This is a genomic window from Paenibacillus sp. BR2-3 (assembly GCF_046529485.1).
In the GTDB taxonomy this organism is placed as follows: domain Bacteria; phylum Bacillota; class Bacilli; order Paenibacillales; family Paenibacillaceae; genus Paenibacillus_AQ.
In genome coordinates, this window is record NZ_CP126311.1 from 1,154,749 (window position 1) to 1,172,247 (window position 17,499).

Genomic DNA, 17,499 nt, shown 5'->3' on the forward strand with positions numbered 1-17,499 from the left:
CTGGTACAAAGACAGGAAGGGCGTGTGGACAATGAGCGAGAAGGAGACCCTGGAATCGATTGTGCTGATAGACGGCGTATGTCATCTATGCCAAGGCTTGGTCCGGTTCATTATTCCGCGCGATCCCCAAGCCAGGTTCATGTTCGCACCATTGCAGAGCGAGGCTGCTCAAAAGCTGCTTCAGGAGGTGGGCATTATTATGAAGCCGGGCCATCTGAGCACGGTTGTGCTGCTGGAGAACGGGATATATTATACCGAGTCCGCTGCGGTGCTTCGGATAGCCCGTAAACTGCGCTCTCCGTGGCCAGCCGCTTATATATTCATTCTTGTCCCGCCCGTGCTGCGCAACGCTGTATATCGGCTTGTAGCGCGGAATCGGTATCGCTGGTTTGGCCTTGACGAGCAATGTCTGCTGCCCACAGCGGATATCCGGCGTAGATTTCTGTAGTCTAAATGCGGATTAGATCATAGCGTGAATGCGGCTCAAATGTTCTAATTATATTACTTGTGAAAAATAATCATTGATGGGTTCTTAGATATATGCTACTATAGCTGTAAATTAAAGGATAGTAACGGAAGCACCGTTCTATAACCGTTTCATGCGGTTATTGACGGTGCTTTTTTGCTGTCTTTTTTCAGGGAGAGGAGTGGTTCCATGGCGGTAAGGATCGTGCTCGCTGTGCGCGAAAGTCAATATATTGAGCCTTTGCTGCATTATGTCCACCACAGCGAGTATAGGGACATGCTGCGTATTACGGCTTTTAGCCGGATGGAGGCTTTTATGGAATATATGAAGGGGGAGGAGCTGCCGGACGCAGTTGTAGGGGACCCGATTTTTATTGAAGCCTGGCTGGTGGAGGGGAGATTTGTTGTTCCTTGGGCTGTGCTTAGGGAGGAAGGAGGGATTAGCGGGAGGAATAGCAAAAGCCTATCCGGAGGACAAGTCATTGCAAAGTACCAGGCTCTGCCATCGCTGCTAACTTCTATTTTGCAGTTATGTGAAGTTGAACGTTTAAGGTCTTCCCCTGTGAAAAAGGGTGAGACTCTCCTGCTTGGAGTGGTGTCATGCAGCGGGAGCAGCGGCAAAACAGTTATAGCCCTTAATATGGCGAAGCAGCTCGGCGGTCTTGGTTTGTCGGTTTTTTATCTCAATCTGGAAAGTGTGGACAGTAGTAGCCTGTATATTCGTTCACCCGGGGGAAGCGTTCCGGGCTTGGAGAGACTGCTCTATGAAATTCAGGCTGGCAGAGACCAAGAGGCAGGTATGAAGGGGGAAGTACAGAGCTATGCCATACGGCATAATGATCTGTGTTGTGATGCTTTCAGGCCGGTAAGCAATGTGAAGGAAATGCTGCAAATGAACCGGAGAGATACGGTGGATTTGCTGGAGCTCCTGGCATCCGGTGGAGGATATGACATCGTTATTATCGATACTGGAAGCATCGGGGAAGAGCGTACTGAAGCCGTTATGCAAAAGTGCGGGGCTCTGCTGTGGGTGCTGAAGGATGATGATGTAAGCATGCATAAAACCGGGAGGTGGCTGTCCCATTATCATTCGCCGCATTCCGGTATGCCGCCGGGTTTTGTGGAAAGGAGCAGGTTTGTATTAAACCGCTGTGGGGATTCATTGGATGAAAGGCAACCTCCGGAAGGAATAGCGATCGATGCTGCCCTGCCCTATATCTCATCCTGGACTCTGCCGTATCATGGAGAGCTGTGTTTGAACTCCCCCCAATTCCAAAAGGAGATTCTTCAGCTGTGCAAAGGGATGCTGGAACCCCTATTGCCGCAGGCATTCGGCAAGGAGAACAGCTATGAATGAAGAGATGTTCAGGAAGCTGCGGAGCGACATTCGTGAGGGACTGGATGTCACCTCGGCCGTCGGAAACCGTGAACTTACCGCACACATCGAACGGACGACCTTTGAACGGGAGAGTCTCCGGCACTTAACGGCACAGGAGAAGCACGAGCTTGTCAGAAGGCTGTTCGATTCCTTCCGGGGACTGGATATTTTGCAGCCGCTGGTCGATAATCCCGCGATAACCGAGATTATGATTAACAGCCACAGCGAGATATTTATTGAGGAGGAAGGACAGATCCGCCGTCTGCCACTTGCTTTTGAGTCGGCAAGCAGATTGGAGGATATCATCCAGAGTGTAGTGTCGGGTGTCAACAGAGTGGTAAATGACTCCTCGCCTATAGTGGATGCAAGGCTGAAGGACGGTTCCCGTGTCAACATCGTTCTGCCTCCGGTTGCCTTAAAGGGTCCAGCAATGACCATCCGCAAATTCCCGGAGTCGCCGATGACGATGGATAATCTAGTCCAACGCGACGCACTGAGCCGGGAAGCGGCAGAGCTGCTGCAAATTTTGGTTGCTGCGAAATACAATATTTTTATCAGCGGAGGTACGGGCTCGGGCAAAACCACATTCCTGAATGCATTGTCCCAGTTCATTCCCCCGGAGGAGCGGGTCATTACGATTGAGGATTCAGCTGAGCTGCAGATTGTGACCGTGCCTAATCTGGTCTCATTGGAGACAAGAAATGTTAACACCGAAGGAAAAGGGGAGATCACGATTCGTGACCTGATCCGCTCATCGCTGCGTATGAGACCAAACCGGATCGTGGTTGGCGAGGTGCGGGGTGCGGAATGCCTGGATATGCTACAGGCTATGAATACCGGCCACGATGGTTCCTTATCAACAGGACACTCCAACAGCGCAAGGGACATGGTCAGCCGCTTGGAGACAATGGTCCTGAGCGGGGCGGATTTGCCGGTCGCTGTGGTCCGGCAACAGATCGGGTCGGCAATCGACATCTTCGTGCATTTGTCCAGACTGAGAGACCGCTCGCGTCGGGTGCTAGAGATCAGTGAGGTCACTGGATTGAAGGATGGGGAGGTACAGTTGAATCCTTTGTATGAGTTTCAAGAGACGGGGGAGCAGGGAGGCCGGGTACAGGGTGGACTGCTGCTTTGCGGAAATCCGTTACTGCATACGGTTAAGCTGAGGATGGCCGGGATTACTTCGCATCCGTTATCGCGCTTCAATGTCGAGCCCGGGAAAGGGGGAAGTGGGTGAACAAACAGGATGAACGACCAGCCTTGCCCGACTACACGGTTTATGATCTCTCCGTACTGCAAAAAAGCATGGCCATGATCACCGGCGGTCTGCTGCTGTTCGGAGTGGGATATCTATTTTACCATCATTGGCTCCTGCCTCTTGTGCTCGTACCGGGCGGGGCATACGCTCCTCGGCTGTTAAGGGATTACTTGAGAAAGAGACGCCGTACGGCGCTGAATCTGCATTTCAAGCAGACCTTGTTCTCTTTATCCTCCTCCCTTTCAGCAGGAAGATCTGTGGAGAATGCGTTTCGGGAGGCTGTGCAGGACCTGCGCATGCTGAACCCGGAAGGGGGAAGCGACATGATCGCTGAGCTGAACATTATTTGTGCCAGGCTGGAGTACGCGCAGCCCGTGGAGGAAGCGCTGCATGATTTCAGCAGGCGGGCTGGAATGGAGGATATTGAACGCTTTGCGGATGTGTTCACAGTCTGCAAACGGACCGGAGGCGATCTCGTTGAAGTGGTCCGCCGCACCTCCTCGGTTATAAGTGAGAAACTGGATATTCAGCAGGAAATAGCCGTCACTGTGGCCCAGAAAAAATTCGAGTCCAAAGCGCTGCTGGTCTCTCCGCTTGCTATGGTGATGTTCATGAGTCTAACCGCCGGTGATTACATGCAGCCAATGTATACGGGAGCAGGGATTGCAATTTCAACGCTGGCTCTGATTGCGCTTTTTCTATGCTATCTCTGGATATCCAAAATAATGGACATTCCACTGTAGAGGGACGGTGAGGCAATGCGGTGGGTTTCGGGTGCTATCCTTCTGTTACTGGCAGCTGTATGGATCATCCTGCGAATGAAATGCGGCAGCCGATACGTCGATTTGCGTAGACTGCCCATGGATGGACTCCGGCTGCGCAAGCTGGGAGAGCCTTTGCTGCTGCTGGTTGAGAAGAGCCGAATCACAAGCTGTTGTCCGTCATTCGTCTTCAAAATTCAGCGTTCGCTGCAAAAAAATCAAGGTACACGATATGCCGCGGAACGAACACTGCTGTTCTTGGGGGAGATGCTGAGCTACAGCTGGCTGCTGCTGGCGGGCGGTTGTGCTCTGACATTGCTTAGCGGGGAACGCACAGGAATAGTAATGGGCACGATCCTGGGAGCGGCTTTGCCGGCTGCACTAGTTCAGGATTTGCATAAAAAAGTACGGCTGCGGGAGCAGAGTATTCTACTGGAGCTGCCGGAGCTTCTGAACAGCATTATTTTGCTTGTTGGAGCAGGCGAAACGGTACAGCGGGCCCTGGTCAGGTGTACAACCAGCCGTAAAAAAGATACAAGTCATCCGTTATACCGCGAGCTGCTGATAATGATTGGCGAATGGGAGAGCGGGTATTCTTTTCAGCAGGCGTTTGAAAATTTAAGCAAACGCTGTGCGGTGCAAGAAGTGTCTCTGTTCACAACAACGGTATTGCTTAACTATCGCAGAGGTGGAGGAGATTTTGCATTATCGCTACGGGACTTGTCCCGGATGTTATGGGAAAGACGGAAGGCAATAAGCCGGACGAGTGGGGAGCAGGCTTCCGCGAAGCTGGTCTTTCCGATGGTCGTTATATTTCTGATTGTCATTGTGCTGGTGGGAACACCGGCGTTCATGATGCTAAATATGTAGGAGGATGAGGTCAATGATGTCAACGTTTTGGATGAATGCAAAGAGATTTTGGAGTGATGAAGAAGGGCTGGGCACGCTGGAGATGATCCTGATTATCGCGGTATTGATAGCAGTAGTACTGGTGTTTCGGAAAGAGATTGTTAAGGTGGTCGAAGGTCTGATCGCTACGGCGGGGGACAAGAGTCAGGAAGTGTTTGAGTAGGCTAGGGAAAGACGAGGGCAGTTTCACGATTGAAGCCTCGTTATTGCTGCCTATTATTATGTTCATAACGATGCTGCTGCTATTTTTCTGTCTGTACTCGTATCAGAAGTCGATGCTTCTTCAGATTGCATCTGCTTCTGCAGAACGGACGGCCTACAATTGGGACAACAGTCACAAAGAGGTTACAGGCTCCTTTGCTGTTGATCAATATGATTCACTGTACTGGCGGATAGGGGAGGACAACCTGTTGGGTTCTCTGTTCGGAGCAGGGTTAGAAAATGGGAGCGTAACGGTTATACTTCCGGGGAGTGGGGGCAGCACTGGCAGCTCTGGTATATTGCCTGAAGTAAAGCTCCAACAATCTGCCGCGAGGGTTCCTGATAATATGCCGGGAGAAATGAGATATATCTATGGCCTGACAGGCCGGAAAGTAACCGCAAAGCTGCGGCACATTCTGGACCTTCCCGCACTTGATGAAATACTTGCCGATGGTGGCGTCCCGGTGGTCGAAGCTCATTCTCTTGTGGTTGAGCCTGTTGAGTTCATCCGCACGGTTGATTTAATGCGCTACTACGGGGCTAAGTTCAAAGGTGAATCGGGGAGCGGAGAAACAGGAACAGCAATGAAGCAAAAGGATGCGTCTGAACTGGTTGGCAAGCTTAAGGGGCAATGATATCACGGTTTGGGGAGATGCATGAAAGTGAAGGAGGTTGGCATGAAGATTCACATTGCCGGGTCGTATAACTGCCGGAAGCGTCCCGGGCGGCGGTGGATTAAACCAACAGAGGGGTCAGTTTCCGTGTTCCTGATCATGATTCTCGCGTTTGTATTCCTGTTTGCTGCTGTGCTGATTGATTATGCACGGATCGCTGCGGTAAATGCCCAAGGAGAGCGTCTGGCCCGTGCAGGCATCCGATCCGTTATGTCGTCGTACGATATTGAGCTACGGGAGAAATACGGTTTGTTTGCCTTTGGAAACAGCGATGGAAACAGGCTGCTCGCCAAGGTGCTTAACGATAATCTACACAAAAGCGGACGCGGCGATGAATTCAACCTCCTGCCGTTAGTATTGGAAGCATCGTCTCTGAATTGGGATCGTCCTTTCGGGGAGTATGACATCTTCCGCCGCCAGATTAATGAAGAGATGAAATATAGGGCTCCGGTTGATTTTGCCCTGGAATTGGCAGGAAAGTTCAAACCGTTATCGACTGCAATGGAAGAAGCCTCCCGCACGACAGATATGTTCAGTAAGCTGCAGCCGCTGTACGACAAACGGGAGAAGGCGCTTGATCTTATGCTCGAACAGCGGCGGCAGGCGGCTGAAAGCGGAAGAGATCTGCTGAAGTTGATTATGAATCCAGCCGGAGCTTCGATTTCCTTTCAGTCCCTTGGCAGTATCTCCAGTGCAGCAGATATTACTGCACAATATGGTGATTTTGTGAGTAAATCGTACGCTGACATGTACCTGGAAGAGGACGAATATCCCCGGTACAGTTATTCAATCTCTATGTATCTACAGCAATCTTCAGAGATTACTTCCCGGATTCAGGCTTCTCTAACCGGATTCCGTGAGAGTCATAGCGGATTAATGGGAGAATCCCGAAATGCGCTTAAAGAGGCGTTGAGCCTGAATGGACAAATGAAGTCAATCATAGATCAATCAAGAATTACTGATGCTAAGCCGGGTTATGAATCCGCTGGAACCTGGGATATTCCCGGAACTTCAGAAGGAACGGATATAGCGGGAATGCCGGGCTTGCGTGAACAGGGGGAAAGTCTGCTGCTCACTCCGTCCGATATTGATCAGTTGGAAGAAGGCATTTCAGCACAGGACAACTCTTATCTACTAGTGCAAAGAGAGGTATCAGGACTCCCTGCAAGGCTTTCCGCCGCCACCGGGCTTAACGCTGAACATTCGTTGTTAACAAATTCTGTACTAGCTGCTTCGCAGGCGACGAACGCTTATTTGCAGGATTACGGGATTAGGGGTGTCATTATTGCCCGGGAGGAGGCTGCTATTGAAAGTCACCGCACTTCTGATAAGGAGCGCAAGGAGATCGAGAAGCAGAGCAAGACTACGTTGGGTGCTGCCCTGGATTTAATAGCTAAGATTCGTGATTTGGGTCAGCAGGCTGGAGTATCGATGGAACGCTATGATACGCTTCGGCAATTTTACGAGGATAATATCAGCTTAAATGCCGCAAGGAATCAAGACCCGCGTGGCGTGGAAGAGACTTCTTCCGATCCTTATGCAGCTGGAAGTGCCGCAATGGATGATATGGATGGAATTTATAGTGCGATGAGCAGCATCATGAGCGGGGCAAGGGACAGACTTTTTCAAAATGAATACGCCGCACTTTACTTTCAGCATTTTGATGGTTCAGGACTGGTGTCTCTAACGGGAGGTGGGGAAGGAGATGGCATTCAGAAGCTTGCAGATCAGATGGACCCGCAAAATCAGGAACTAGAATACATCCTTTATGGGCTTCATAATCCTGCCGGAAACGTCGCCGCTGCCTATAGTGAAATATTTGCAATGCGTTTGGCGATCCGGACTATGGAAGGATTTATTGAGAAGGCGAGTCTTGGCAACCCTTTGGCCGTTACGGCCGCTGCTCTGTTGTATGGACTTGAAAAAGCTGTGGAGGACATGTTTCTTCTCTGCCGGAAAGGCTCACTGCCTCTATCCAAATATACGCCCGTACAGTTAACTTATCGTGATCATCTGCGTCTGTTCATGCTGCTGCATGGTGGTGGGGAAGTTCAGCTGTCCCGTATGCTCGCTCTAATTCGGTTGAACACTGGGATTAATCCCGCTGAGAAATATACTTATGCTTCCTCAGACATCAGGCTTGGAATGCGGTTATGGTTTTTACCAGGAGTAATAAAGGTTCTGGATTACAGCGGCGGACTTGCCGGGGATGTGCAGGGCAATACATATTACAGGGCCATACAAAGTGATTTTGCTTATTAGTGGAAGGGTAGTGGGATTGATGAGATTCGGGCACCGGAAAGGGATGGCAGAGAAAAATGAGGGCAGCATGGTAGTTGAAGCGGCAATGGTTCTGCCCATGTTTCTGCTGTTTGTGCTATTTCTGATTTTTATAGTGCAAATGACCTTGTATTCGACCGCTCTGCAAAGCACCGTTTCTGATACCGTAAAGGTCATCTCTACCCATATGTATCCCTTAGCTTTGGCTGCCCAGAAATCAGCGGAATCGTCGGAATCACCCAAGGCAGCCATGCAAAATTCAGACTCCAACTGGAGTATTCCCCGCCTGTCTGTTACGGATTGGAGTGAAAAATATGCTTCTTCGTTGCCCACGCCGCTCGATCTATGGGCCAGAGAGGCTGTACAGAAGGGAGAAGGTCCACTGCAGGAGCTGCAGGCAGAGGCTTCACAAAGTGTTTTGGATATTGGGGTGAAGCCTCTGCTTAAGCCTTATGTTGCTTCGGACATGCTCGAGTATGACAGGATTCATGTCTCCAACGTGATTGTTCCGGAGATCAAAGAGGGAACCCGTCCCTATTTCGGGCTGGAGGTCAGCTATGAGCTGCCCATGAAGGTGCCCTTCCTGAACCAGAGTATCGTGCTTGAGGCCAGTGCCGTTGAAAGGCTTTGGATTGGGGATACCGGGGAGGACGTAAGCGGGGGAGAGGCAGATAGCACAAGTGAAAAGGCTACAATCGTTGTCCTGGAGAAGCCGAATCCCGGGGTGGCCAATAAACAAGGCAGAATTCGTGCCAAGATTCCACCGAATGCTTCTGCGAACTTGACGATTTTTTATAAAAGCGGCAAAAGCAGCGCTAAATATTTGGGTTGGAAGCAGGCGGACGAGAATGGTTATATCGAGTGGGAGTGGAAGATCGGCGTAAATACTACACCCGGGTCATGGCCTTTTACGATTCAGACGGAGGACGGAAAATCTATTGAGGTCACCTTTGATGTTGTGAAACAGGATAGGGCCAGAAAAGGAGGGTAATCGATGACGGAGTGGGCATTTTGGGGCTGTGCGCCATTTCTGGGGGCAGCGTTTATTACAGATATAAGGTCAATGAGAATACCAAACTGGATTACGATGTCGGCGCTGCTTACGGGGCTGCTGGTACATGCTGTTGTGAATGGCTGGGAAGGGCTGCTGTTTGCAGGCAGTGGGGCTGCTGCCGGTTTTATACTCGTGATGATTATGTATTTCATGGGCGCAGTCGGGGCAGGGGACGTCAAGCTTTTTGCCGGTATTGGGGCTTGGACAGGGATGTTGTTTACTGCACAGGTTATTGTATACTCCATTCTGTTCGCAGCGTTAATCGGTTGGCTCATTGTGCTGAGGAGACGCGAAACGGGCAGCCGCTTACGCAGAACGGCAAGCTGTCTTGCCGGTTTTATCGTATTGCGCAACCTAAGCTTTTTAAAAGCACGAGACCATGAGCTGCTGCGCTTTCCCTTTATGCTGGCTGTTATTCCAGGTTCAATATGCGCGTACCTATACTTTTAATGTGGGGGTGATATTTGTTGTTCGGATTGACCTGTGATTTTATACAGCGGGATGGTATATGTATGGTGCTTGATGAACCGGATGGATTGCCTGCAGGCAAACTTAACAGAGTGCAGCTTCGTATGATGTTAGGCGCAAGCATTCCTAATCATCTGCGGCTGTATCTCAAGGAAATCGATTTGAAGGTTAGGCTGGAATATGCTGTCTCCGGCAAAAGAATGCTTTCCCATCTTCTCAAAAGCGAAAAGCTCCAAATGAAAACATTCTTCGGACTTCTTCTGCAAGTTGCACAGGGCATGGAGGAAGGCAGGCTGTATATGCTGGAGCCGGAACGCTATGCTCTACATGAGGACTATATTTTTATAGAAGGAACGCTGCAGAACGGCAAGGTGCATCTGACCTATGTCCCATTGGATGGTCCCGCTCCAGAGGTTAAACCCGGAGAAAGCCTTCGGTCCCTGATCATGGTGCTGATGACTTCGGTCACTGAGCTCAGGGGGGATGGTGTGCAAAGACTATTGCATTACTGCGGGGAGGAAGGCTTCACTTCTGCAGGGTTAAAGAAACTGCTCGCGGAGCTGTTGACGGAGGGTAACGGCTTCTTGAAACGTCCGTCAGAAAATAAGCCAGGGCTCCCTGAACTTGTTGAACCGGTCAAGGAACAGGCAGCTGCAGTCCGCATAGTCCAGGAAAAAGACCGACAGCGGCCAGGAAGTGGTTTTGTTCAAGCGGAGCTTCCGCCATCGGAGGACAAAAGGAAAATATCAGCGTGGATGAGCGGATTCCCGGGTATCCAAAGCAGGGAGAATGCTGGAGAGATCAGCAGTTCCGGCAGGGAGCCGGCCGATGGGAGAACTCCGACTTCAAGCTCAAGAACCTATGTAGCATTGGGATGTCTTTTAGGGGATGCGCTGTTGTGGAAGTTTCTATATTTTAATCATCCCAAGCTGTTATGGCTCATTGTTTGCGGATTAGCAACTGTGGTATTGGCTGCAGTGTGTGTCATGTCTTGGCGAGGGCTAATGGGGCCAGGAAGCAGTGAAGAAGATGAGGATGAGGATGAAAATGAGGATACTCAAAAGGGTGGGGGAATTCCGGGGATAAAGCTAGATGTCCTTGAGCGGAGCCTTGGGAGACGACCTCCGCTTAATACTGCCCGTCCACTAGCCATGCCTGAGGTTGATTTTAATCAAAGAGAATTCCAGCACGGCAGTAGGCCTCTTATTGTTGCCAGAGGAGAAGCAGAAGCGAAAGATAATAAGGAGCTAACTGGCGCTACGGCATCAACTGCATCAACTGCCTCAACTCCAACTGCTCTACTAACCCGGGAGAAAGCTCCGGGTAATGGACAAGAGACGGGGAAACGTCAGACGGAAGCTCCTTATCTGGTGAGGTCTGAAGAAGCCGGGGAGGCTCTTGCAGAAAGAATCGAGCTGAACCGTCCCAGCTTCATTATCGGCCGATCTGCAGAGGTGGCACAATATATTGAGCGGTCAGATGGAGCTTCCAGAGTGCATGCTGAAATATCCAGAAGCAATGTAGGATATGTGCTAAAGGATCTCGATTCTCGGAACGGCACACTTTTTCAGGGAGAGGCTATGATTCCATACAAGGAATATCGGCTGGCAGACGGGGACGTTTTTACAATAGTGAAAGGAAGTTATACTTTCCGTACCGCTTGATGCCCTTTTCAGCTTCATACTTGATAGCATAGGGTGGTCGGTTGTTGCTTCCGGCAGTTTCCTTCCGATGATCATAACCTCGTGCCCAGCTTGCAGCCAGTATTTAGCAAAGGCACTGCCGATAAAGCCGGTACCACCGCAGATGGCATATTTCAATCAGGAGTCCTCCTTCCGGACTTACTTCATTAAATGGCGGTATGGGGAATAATCAATGCCGTTCTTTTCGAGGAAGCTCACCAGGAAGCGGTTATCACGTCTAGGGGTTGCAACAATATAGCCTTTGATACAGTGATCGCGTGTAACCTCCGGCGCATGGCTTTCCACTGCAATCTTCCCGATTTCGGCGGCAATCGAATGCTTGGCGATGTCACGGAACGGTCCGGGCACAGGCTGGACTAGCTGGTCCAGAAAAGCTTTGGACTCATTACCCCAAAGGGGCCGACTGCGTTCCACCCAATAATTTTGCCAGTCAAGCTTAGATTTCCCGTCAGCTTTGGGCAGCACCTTGAGAAATTTACGGAACATAAAGTAGCCGCCGATGCACATGGAGCCCAGCAGTAAAAACGTCCAAAAGGCGATTGAGTTCATAAACCAATTGCTCGGTGACACGGATAATAAGCCAAGCCCTATTTTAATAGACATGTTCAGTTCACCTCGACAATGATTATTGTCACACGATTCTCTTTGACTTAAATTATAACGTAATTCCAAAGTTTTGCGAAGCGTCAAAAGGGTCGGCCCCGGGCTTGCCTAGATTTATTTTCTCAATCACGATAGAATAAGGTTTAATTCGTGAAAGAAAGAGGGAAGTCGCATGCTGAAAATAGGTTCCCATGTGTCCTGCTCACCGAAAGGGTTGCTGAGCGCGGTCAATGAAGCGAACGAGTACGGCTCCAGTTCATTTATGTTTTATACCGGAGCACCGCAAAATACACGCCGTAAGCCAATTGAAGACTTGTATCCTATAGAAGGAAAACTGGCTATGGAGAGCAGCGGCATTGAAGAGACCATCATTCATGCCCCATACATTATTAATCTAGGCTCTTACAAGGAAAGCACTTATAAACTGGCCGTTGATTTTCTTAAGGAGGAAATCCGCCGTACGCATGCGTTTGGGGTTAAGCATATTGTGCTGCATCCCGGAGCGTTTACAGATAAGGATGCGGAATACGGAATACAGCGGATTGCTGACGGACTGAATGAGGTGCTCGGCGGTACGAACGAGACTGAAGTGCATATTGCACTGGAGACGATGGCTGGCAAAGGTACGGAGATGGGCCGCAGCTTCGAGGAAATTGCCTCGATGATTGACAAAGTCGTACATAAAGAGCGGATATCGATTTGCCTCGACACCTGCCATATCCATGATGCCGGTTATGACATCGTTAACGATCTGGATGGGGTGCTGGAGCATTTCGACCGGACGATAGGACTACACCGTATTGGTGTCGTGCATGTAAACGACAGCAAAAATCCGCTCGGCTCTGGTAAAGACCGCCATACACCGGTGGGGTCCGGCTGGATTGGCTTTGAGGCTCTCAATAAGTTGGTTCATCATCCGGCATTGGCCGGACGTCCCTTCATTCTGGAGACGCCATGGATCGGCAAAGATCCGAAGACCCAGCGTCCTATGTACGAGGTAGAAATCGCCCTGCTGCGCGGCAATGTGGCTGAGCGCTTCGGCCCGGAATTTCTGGAGGATGTCCAGAAGCTTCAGAGCTTTTTTGGCGAACTGGAACTGGATCATCGTCAGTATGTGCTGGATATCTGGACCGTGCTGAAAAATGATGCCAAGGCCAAAAAGGCAGATCCCCGCGAACCGCTGGAACGGCTCTATGATTATGTGGCAGCCGCAGAGCTGTTCCCGAACCTGAGTGAGGAAGCTATCAATCACCGGATCATTGCCTGGCTGGCAGGGAAATAAGGTAGATCCGCATTTGGCAAAACTATAGATTGCGTAAGTAGATGAGAGGATGGAACTAGGATCATGGAATTACACGTTAAAAGAGAGCATTCATCAGGCAGCGACCTGCATCCGAACCGGGCACGCATGCTCATTTCCTGTCCGGACGGCCCTGGGATTGTTGCAGCGGTATCGGACTTCCTGTATCAGCACGGTGCCAACATTGTACAGTCCGACCAGTATACTATGGATCCCGATGGCGGAATGTTTTTTATGAGAGTTGAGTTTGACCTGCCGGAGCTGGAACAGCGTTTGGAAGAGATCCGTTCATTGTTCGGCGGTATAGCGGAACGTTTTCAGATGGATTGGCAAATTTTCAATGTGAGCCACAAGAAGAGGCTGGCCATCTTTGTTTCCAAAGAGGATCATTGTCTGGTTGAACTGCTGTGGCAGTGGCAGGCCGGCGATCTGGATGCTGAAATTGCCCTGGTGGTCAGCAATCACACCGATATGAAGGCTTACGTCGAGTCTTTTGGCATTCCTTTTTACCATATTCCGGTTACGGCGGATACCAAGAAAGAAGCAGAACAGCGGCAGCTTGAAGTTATCGGCAATGAGATCGACGTCATCATTTTGGCACGTTATATGCAGATTATTTCCCCGTCGTTTATCGAGCACTACCGTCACCGGATCATCAATATTCACCATTCCTTCCTTCCGGCTTTTGTTGGAGGCAAACCCTATGCCCAGGCGTATCAGCGCGGGGTGAAAATTATCGGCGCGACAGCACACTATGTGACTGAGGAGCTGGATGGCGGTCCGATTATTGAGCAGGACGTACAGCGTGTCAGCCACAGTGACGATGTAACCGAGCTGAAGCGTATCGGGCGGACCATTGAGCGCGTTGTACTGGCGCGGGCCGTAAAATGGCATATCGAGGATCGCATACTCGTTCATCACAACAAAACGGTCGTCTTTAATTAATCTTTACAGATAAAGCCCCGGAGAAAAGAAGTATTCAAGAAGAGCAGTCCCCTTCTTTTCTCCACCATTAGAACCGCACACCACTAATCAAATATCCCTTCGCATAACAGGTAAAAAAGCATTTTACCAGCATTTTGGATATCTACGCCAAAGTGCATTTTGTTGTGCGCTAAATATACAAAAATCATTTCGAAGGAGGCGGCGGGTTTGTCTTTTCAGCGGAATCACCTGGTCAAACGTAACTATTTGTTCGCGTTTCTTATTTTAATTACCGGCTTCGGCGGTCTTCTGGGCTATGATCTCTACTTCAAGCCGTATGTGCTTTCACAGATAGTGGTGAAAATTAAAGTGGAGGAGGGTACCTTTTTGCCCAAAAATTATGAACTAAAGCCGTCGGACCTGTATTTGGATTCGGTTCAAAGCAAGGATATCCCATTTGCTGCAATCCGAGAGATTTCACAAGTTGAGTATAAAATTACGAATGTAAATCTGACCAACGGTAGTATTTTAACGGAATCATTGGTGGACGTAAGCGATTTGGAGCCGACTGAGAATGAGGGGATTTTCCCTATCCCGAAGGATGCCATCTATGGGATCAACGGTTCTCTGCGCAGCAGGGACAGGGTAGATATTTATCTGGTGGAAGGTGAAAAGCCTCAGAGTAACGTTGATAGTTCAGCCGATTCTCCAGCACAAAGTGATTCTACTGGCTTGGATCTGCCTGGGCAGAAGGCTTTCCTGTCAGGTGTGACCGTCAACTATGTGCGCACGGAGGACAACAATGATGTTCAGGACTCGGAGAATGGCAATAACAATAACCGCTTCACATCCACAGGAAAGGTGGCTTCGCCTGAGCTGAAATTGAAGAAAAGTGACGGACAAATCCTCAAGCAATACTTGGAACAAGGGTTCAGGCTGTGGATTGTACGGGTGGAATAGAAGGAATGCAGGGAGGAATATAGCCGTGAAAATATTCAGTCTGGGCATGGATCAACTGACCATTAACGATATCAAAAATGCCGGATACACCGTGATTACACAAAGTGTGCTGCCTGAACCGTTGCAAACGGACGCCCAAATGCTTGTAGTTACGAGCGATCAAGTACCGGTTCCCGCATTAGGGGATTTGCGCTCCAAGTACAAGAACACCACGATACTTTATGTTTATTTGCAAAAAGGAGTACGAGGTTATCACGCCGTACATATGCTCTGCGAAAGCCTGGGCATCTATTTCCTCCCGCCACGCTCTACAACTTCAGCGATTATTGGGAAGCTCCAATATATTTTGGAGGAGGATGGCGAGGAACATGGGAATCTGATCGGATTTTTCGGCTCGGGTCCGGGCATAGGCTGTACAAGTGCGGCCAAGTTGTACGCGAGGCGAATGGCAGCAGCAGGGCAGCGCGTGATTTTACTGGGACTGAACTTGTATGATCCCGGGTATGATCGCAAGACTCTTATCAGTCTCGACCGGCTGCGACCAAGATTAACAGGGAAAATGCTCCAGAGTGAGGACTTTGAAGGATTTATAAAACAGGACGGGTACTTGTACCTGCCGGGCAATTATGACTATTTAAGCGCTCAGGATTATCAGGAGGATGAAATACAGTACTTTTTGAACAAAGCTGGAGAGAACGCCGACGTGGTTATTGCTGATTTTGGCTCCATTCCGGAAAGCGCCGCTTGGTACGTGGGTATGCAGAAGTCAGCGATGCGAATGATGGTTACCCATCCGAAGCATGAGTACAGATTGGAGCCGCTTTTTGAGCTGGCAGGTCAGCTTGACCTGCATCCGCATGATTTTAACTTTATCATTAACCGCAGCAATGTGGAGGAAATGCTCTCTCCCAAAAATCTGGCGCTCCGGTTCGGCAGCGAAATTTTAATGGAAATCCCGTATTATCCGCCCTTTCAGGAGAACCTGCCGCTAGGCAAAAAAGAGCTGCAACACGCAGACAACAAGGTTCATTCTCTACTTGTAGCATTAGGACTGGCTCCGGAAGCCAGAAAAAAGGGGGTGTTTCTATGATCGGACTTGAGCGGTCGGGGACACTGACGGAAACAATGTCTCTGCACCGCCCGTTCTCTCTTAAGCGCAGTATGCAGCGGAACAGTAAACCCGGTAAGGAAGATTTTCATATTTTCCTACAGCAAATGAAAACGGATATGAGTGCCGGTCTTGAGCGGGAGGATGAGCACTATTTCGAGCTTAATGCCAAGGCGTTGATTGGCGACCCGCAGGCGGTTAGCTTTTTTATGAATGAAATTGAGAAGTATTTGCGAAAAACGCCGTATACCGGCAAGGTTCCGGAAGCATACCCTACGGCGGCAGAGGCGCTTTTTCATGAGTGGAAGGGCTTTGGACCGGCTTACCGCTGGTTTACAGATCGTGCGTATAGTGAGTCTACAGGGCTGCAGATGATCGGCCGACAAATCTTTTATAACCATAGGGGCAAATTTATTGCCTATCCTTACGAAATGCCCTCGCTGGATCGGGTCGAGCAGCTGAAGCGTTCCTTGCTTAAAAGCGATCACAACAAAAAATTAAACAAGGATAACCCTTCAGTCGAGTTCAAAATGGATGATCCGCTCTGGCCCGGCCGGTTCATCCGGCTTGCCATCTGGGTATCTCCCCGGGTATGGGAAGGATTTACGACGATTTCGCTGCGGCGGCAGGTTGTAGAGTTTCTTGATCTGGATGATCAGGCAGGCACCGAATGTATTCCGGCAGAGGCGGTTGAACTGATTCGGGCGTTATCCAGTACGTTTCGCAATACGATTATCGCAGGTGCTGTAGGTTCGGGGAAAACAACCTTTGCCAATACCATTGTTGGCGAGCAGCTGCTCGGCTCCACTTCCTGCATGGGTGTTGTGATGATTGAGAAGCATCCGGAATCCACTCTACCGTACCAAATTAAAGGCCACCGGATCATTCCGATTCAGGCCTCTAATGAAGAGCTGATGGAGGTTGGTGTAGAGTCGCTGCGGCATGATCCGAATATTCTTTATATGACGGAAATGCGGTATAACGAATGGGAATTTTATTTATGGAGCGGCGAAAAGGGCTATGACGGCATTACCGGCACGTTCCACACCGTCGATTCGGAGGACATTCCCTACCAGGGAGCTTTTGCGGTCTCTACGCGGATTGGCGGCAGTCTAAAGGGGCATCTCATCTCTGCGCTGAAAGCCTGTGAGCTGGTTTTTATTCTGGAAAGTGCCCGGGAGGGAAAGAAGCGGTTAACGCGGATCTCTGAGGTGTTTTATGATGAGGAACGGAATTCGGTGTTTGCGAATGATCTGATGCGCTGGGATGAAGAAAGGTCTGAGTGGACTTATAATGACAAGCTCACGGAAGGCCTGATGCTCAAAATGAAAAAGAAGAATGCTGCCGCCGCAGGGCGGTTGCAGACGGAGCTTGGGAGGCTCGCCATGCTGAAACCGATGGGGCATCCCATGAAGGAAAGCCTGAAATCCAGAATTGTCCTTAACGAATGAGG

17 protein-coding genes and 1 pseudogene are annotated in these 17,499 nt (G+C 49.9%); 16 read left to right on the plus strand and 2 right to left on the minus strand.

Going from position 1 to position 17,499, the window contains the following annotated elements:
- Positions 1–31 precede the first annotated feature (31 nt).
- The 11 genes from PaeBR_RS05510 (at position 32) to PaeBR_RS05560 (ending at position 11,112) form a co-directional block, all read left to right on the plus strand.
- Complete coding sequence (locus PaeBR_RS05510; RefSeq protein WP_410513870.1) at positions 32–448, plus strand: thiol-disulfide oxidoreductase DCC family protein; 417 nt, start codon at positions 32–34, stop codon at positions 446–448.
- Positions 449–655: 207 nt separating this feature from the next.
- Entirely contained in the window at positions 656–1,822 is a 1,167-nt protein-coding gene (locus PaeBR_RS05515) for a hypothetical protein (RefSeq protein WP_410513871.1), read from the plus strand.
- Entirely contained in the window at positions 1,815–3,080 is a 1,266-nt protein-coding gene (locus PaeBR_RS05520) for a CpaF family protein (RefSeq protein ID WP_410513872.1), read from the plus strand. Before PaeBR_RS05515 ends, PaeBR_RS05520 begins: the two co-directional genes overlap by 8 nt.
- On the plus strand, positions 3,077–3,844 hold the full coding sequence (locus PaeBR_RS05525) for a type II secretion system F family protein (protein ID WP_410513873.1): 768 nt from the start codon (positions 3,077–3,079) through the stop codon (positions 3,842–3,844). The genes PaeBR_RS05520 and PaeBR_RS05525 overlap by 4 nt, the downstream gene beginning before the upstream one ends.
- A 15-nt stretch (positions 3,845–3,859) precedes the next feature.
- Positions 3,860–4,732, plus strand: a complete 873-nt coding sequence (locus PaeBR_RS05530) for a type II secretion system F family protein (RefSeq protein ID WP_410513874.1) — start codon at positions 3,860–3,862, stop codon at positions 4,730–4,732.
- A 13-nt stretch (positions 4,733–4,745) separates the two neighbouring features.
- A complete protein-coding gene (locus PaeBR_RS05535) occupies positions 4,746–4,934 on the plus strand; it encodes a Flp1 family type IVb pilin (RefSeq protein ID WP_410513875.1) in 189 nt (62 codons plus the stop codon).
- The gene (locus PaeBR_RS05540) at positions 4,927–5,607 is read left to right on the plus strand and encodes a TadE family protein (RefSeq protein WP_410513876.1); all 681 of its coding nucleotides are present in this window, start codon (positions 4,927–4,929) and stop codon (positions 5,605–5,607) included. Before PaeBR_RS05535 ends, PaeBR_RS05540 begins: the two co-directional genes overlap by 8 nt.
- Positions 5,608–5,649: 42 nt before the next feature.
- The gene (locus tag PaeBR_RS05545) at positions 5,650–7,908 is read left to right on the plus strand and encodes a hypothetical protein (RefSeq protein WP_410513877.1); all 2,259 of its coding nucleotides are present in this window, start codon (positions 5,650–5,652) and stop codon (positions 7,906–7,908) included.
- Positions 7,909–7,951: 43 nt separating this feature from the next.
- A complete protein-coding gene (locus PaeBR_RS05550) occupies positions 7,952–8,917 on the plus strand; it encodes a pilus assembly protein (RefSeq protein WP_410513878.1) in 966 nt (321 codons plus the stop codon).
- 3 nt (positions 8,918–8,920) lie between these two features.
- Positions 8,921–9,430, plus strand: a complete 510-nt coding sequence (locus PaeBR_RS05555; protein WP_410513879.1) for a prepilin peptidase — start codon at positions 8,921–8,923, stop codon at positions 9,428–9,430.
- 62 nt (positions 9,431–9,492) lie between these two features.
- Positions 9,493–11,112 carry a DUF6382 domain-containing protein gene (locus PaeBR_RS05560; RefSeq protein WP_410513880.1) on the plus strand — a complete coding sequence of 540 codons (1,620 nt, stop codon included), beginning with the start codon at positions 9,493–9,495 and terminating at the stop codon, positions 11,110–11,112.
- A gap of 54 nt (positions 11,113–11,166) precedes the next feature.
- On the opposite strand, the pseudogene PaeBR_RS05565 reads toward PaeBR_RS05560, so the two are convergent.
- Positions 11,167–11,268 (minus strand): annotated as a pseudogene (locus PaeBR_RS05565) (NAD-dependent epimerase/dehydratase family protein); the annotation flags it as partial.
- Between the two features lie 21 nt (positions 11,269–11,289).
- On the minus strand, positions 11,290–11,754 hold the full coding sequence (locus PaeBR_RS05570) for a DUF2621 domain-containing protein (RefSeq protein WP_410513881.1): 465 nt from the start codon (positions 11,752–11,754) through the stop codon (positions 11,290–11,292).
- 172 nt (positions 11,755–11,926) lie between these two features.
- Between PaeBR_RS05570 and PaeBR_RS05575 the strand changes: the two genes are divergently transcribed.
- From PaeBR_RS05575 to PaeBR_RS05595, 5 genes are all read left to right on the plus strand, one after another.
- Entirely contained in the window at positions 11,927–13,036 is a 1,110-nt protein-coding gene (locus PaeBR_RS05575) for a deoxyribonuclease IV (protein ID WP_410513882.1), read from the plus strand.
- 63 nt (positions 13,037–13,099) lie between these two features.
- Positions 13,100–13,999, plus strand: coding sequence for a formyltetrahydrofolate deformylase (purU, locus tag PaeBR_RS05580; protein WP_410513883.1), 900 nt, complete (start codon positions 13,100–13,102; stop codon positions 13,997–13,999).
- A 207-nt stretch (positions 14,000–14,206) separates the two neighbouring features.
- Positions 14,207–14,938 carry a hypothetical protein gene (locus tag PaeBR_RS05585; protein WP_410513884.1) on the plus strand — a complete coding sequence of 244 codons (732 nt, stop codon included), beginning with the start codon at positions 14,207–14,209 and terminating at the stop codon, positions 14,936–14,938.
- A gap of 25 nt (positions 14,939–14,963) precedes the next feature.
- Positions 14,964–16,028 carry a hypothetical protein gene (locus tag PaeBR_RS05590; RefSeq protein WP_410513885.1) on the plus strand — a complete coding sequence of 355 codons (1,065 nt, stop codon included), beginning with the start codon at positions 14,964–14,966 and terminating at the stop codon, positions 16,026–16,028.
- Positions 16,025–17,497, plus strand: a complete 1,473-nt coding sequence (locus PaeBR_RS05595; protein WP_410513886.1) for an ATPase, T2SS/T4P/T4SS family — start codon at positions 16,025–16,027, stop codon at positions 17,495–17,497. Before PaeBR_RS05590 ends, PaeBR_RS05595 begins: the two co-directional genes overlap by 4 nt.
- Positions 17,498–17,499: the final 2 nt, after the last annotated feature.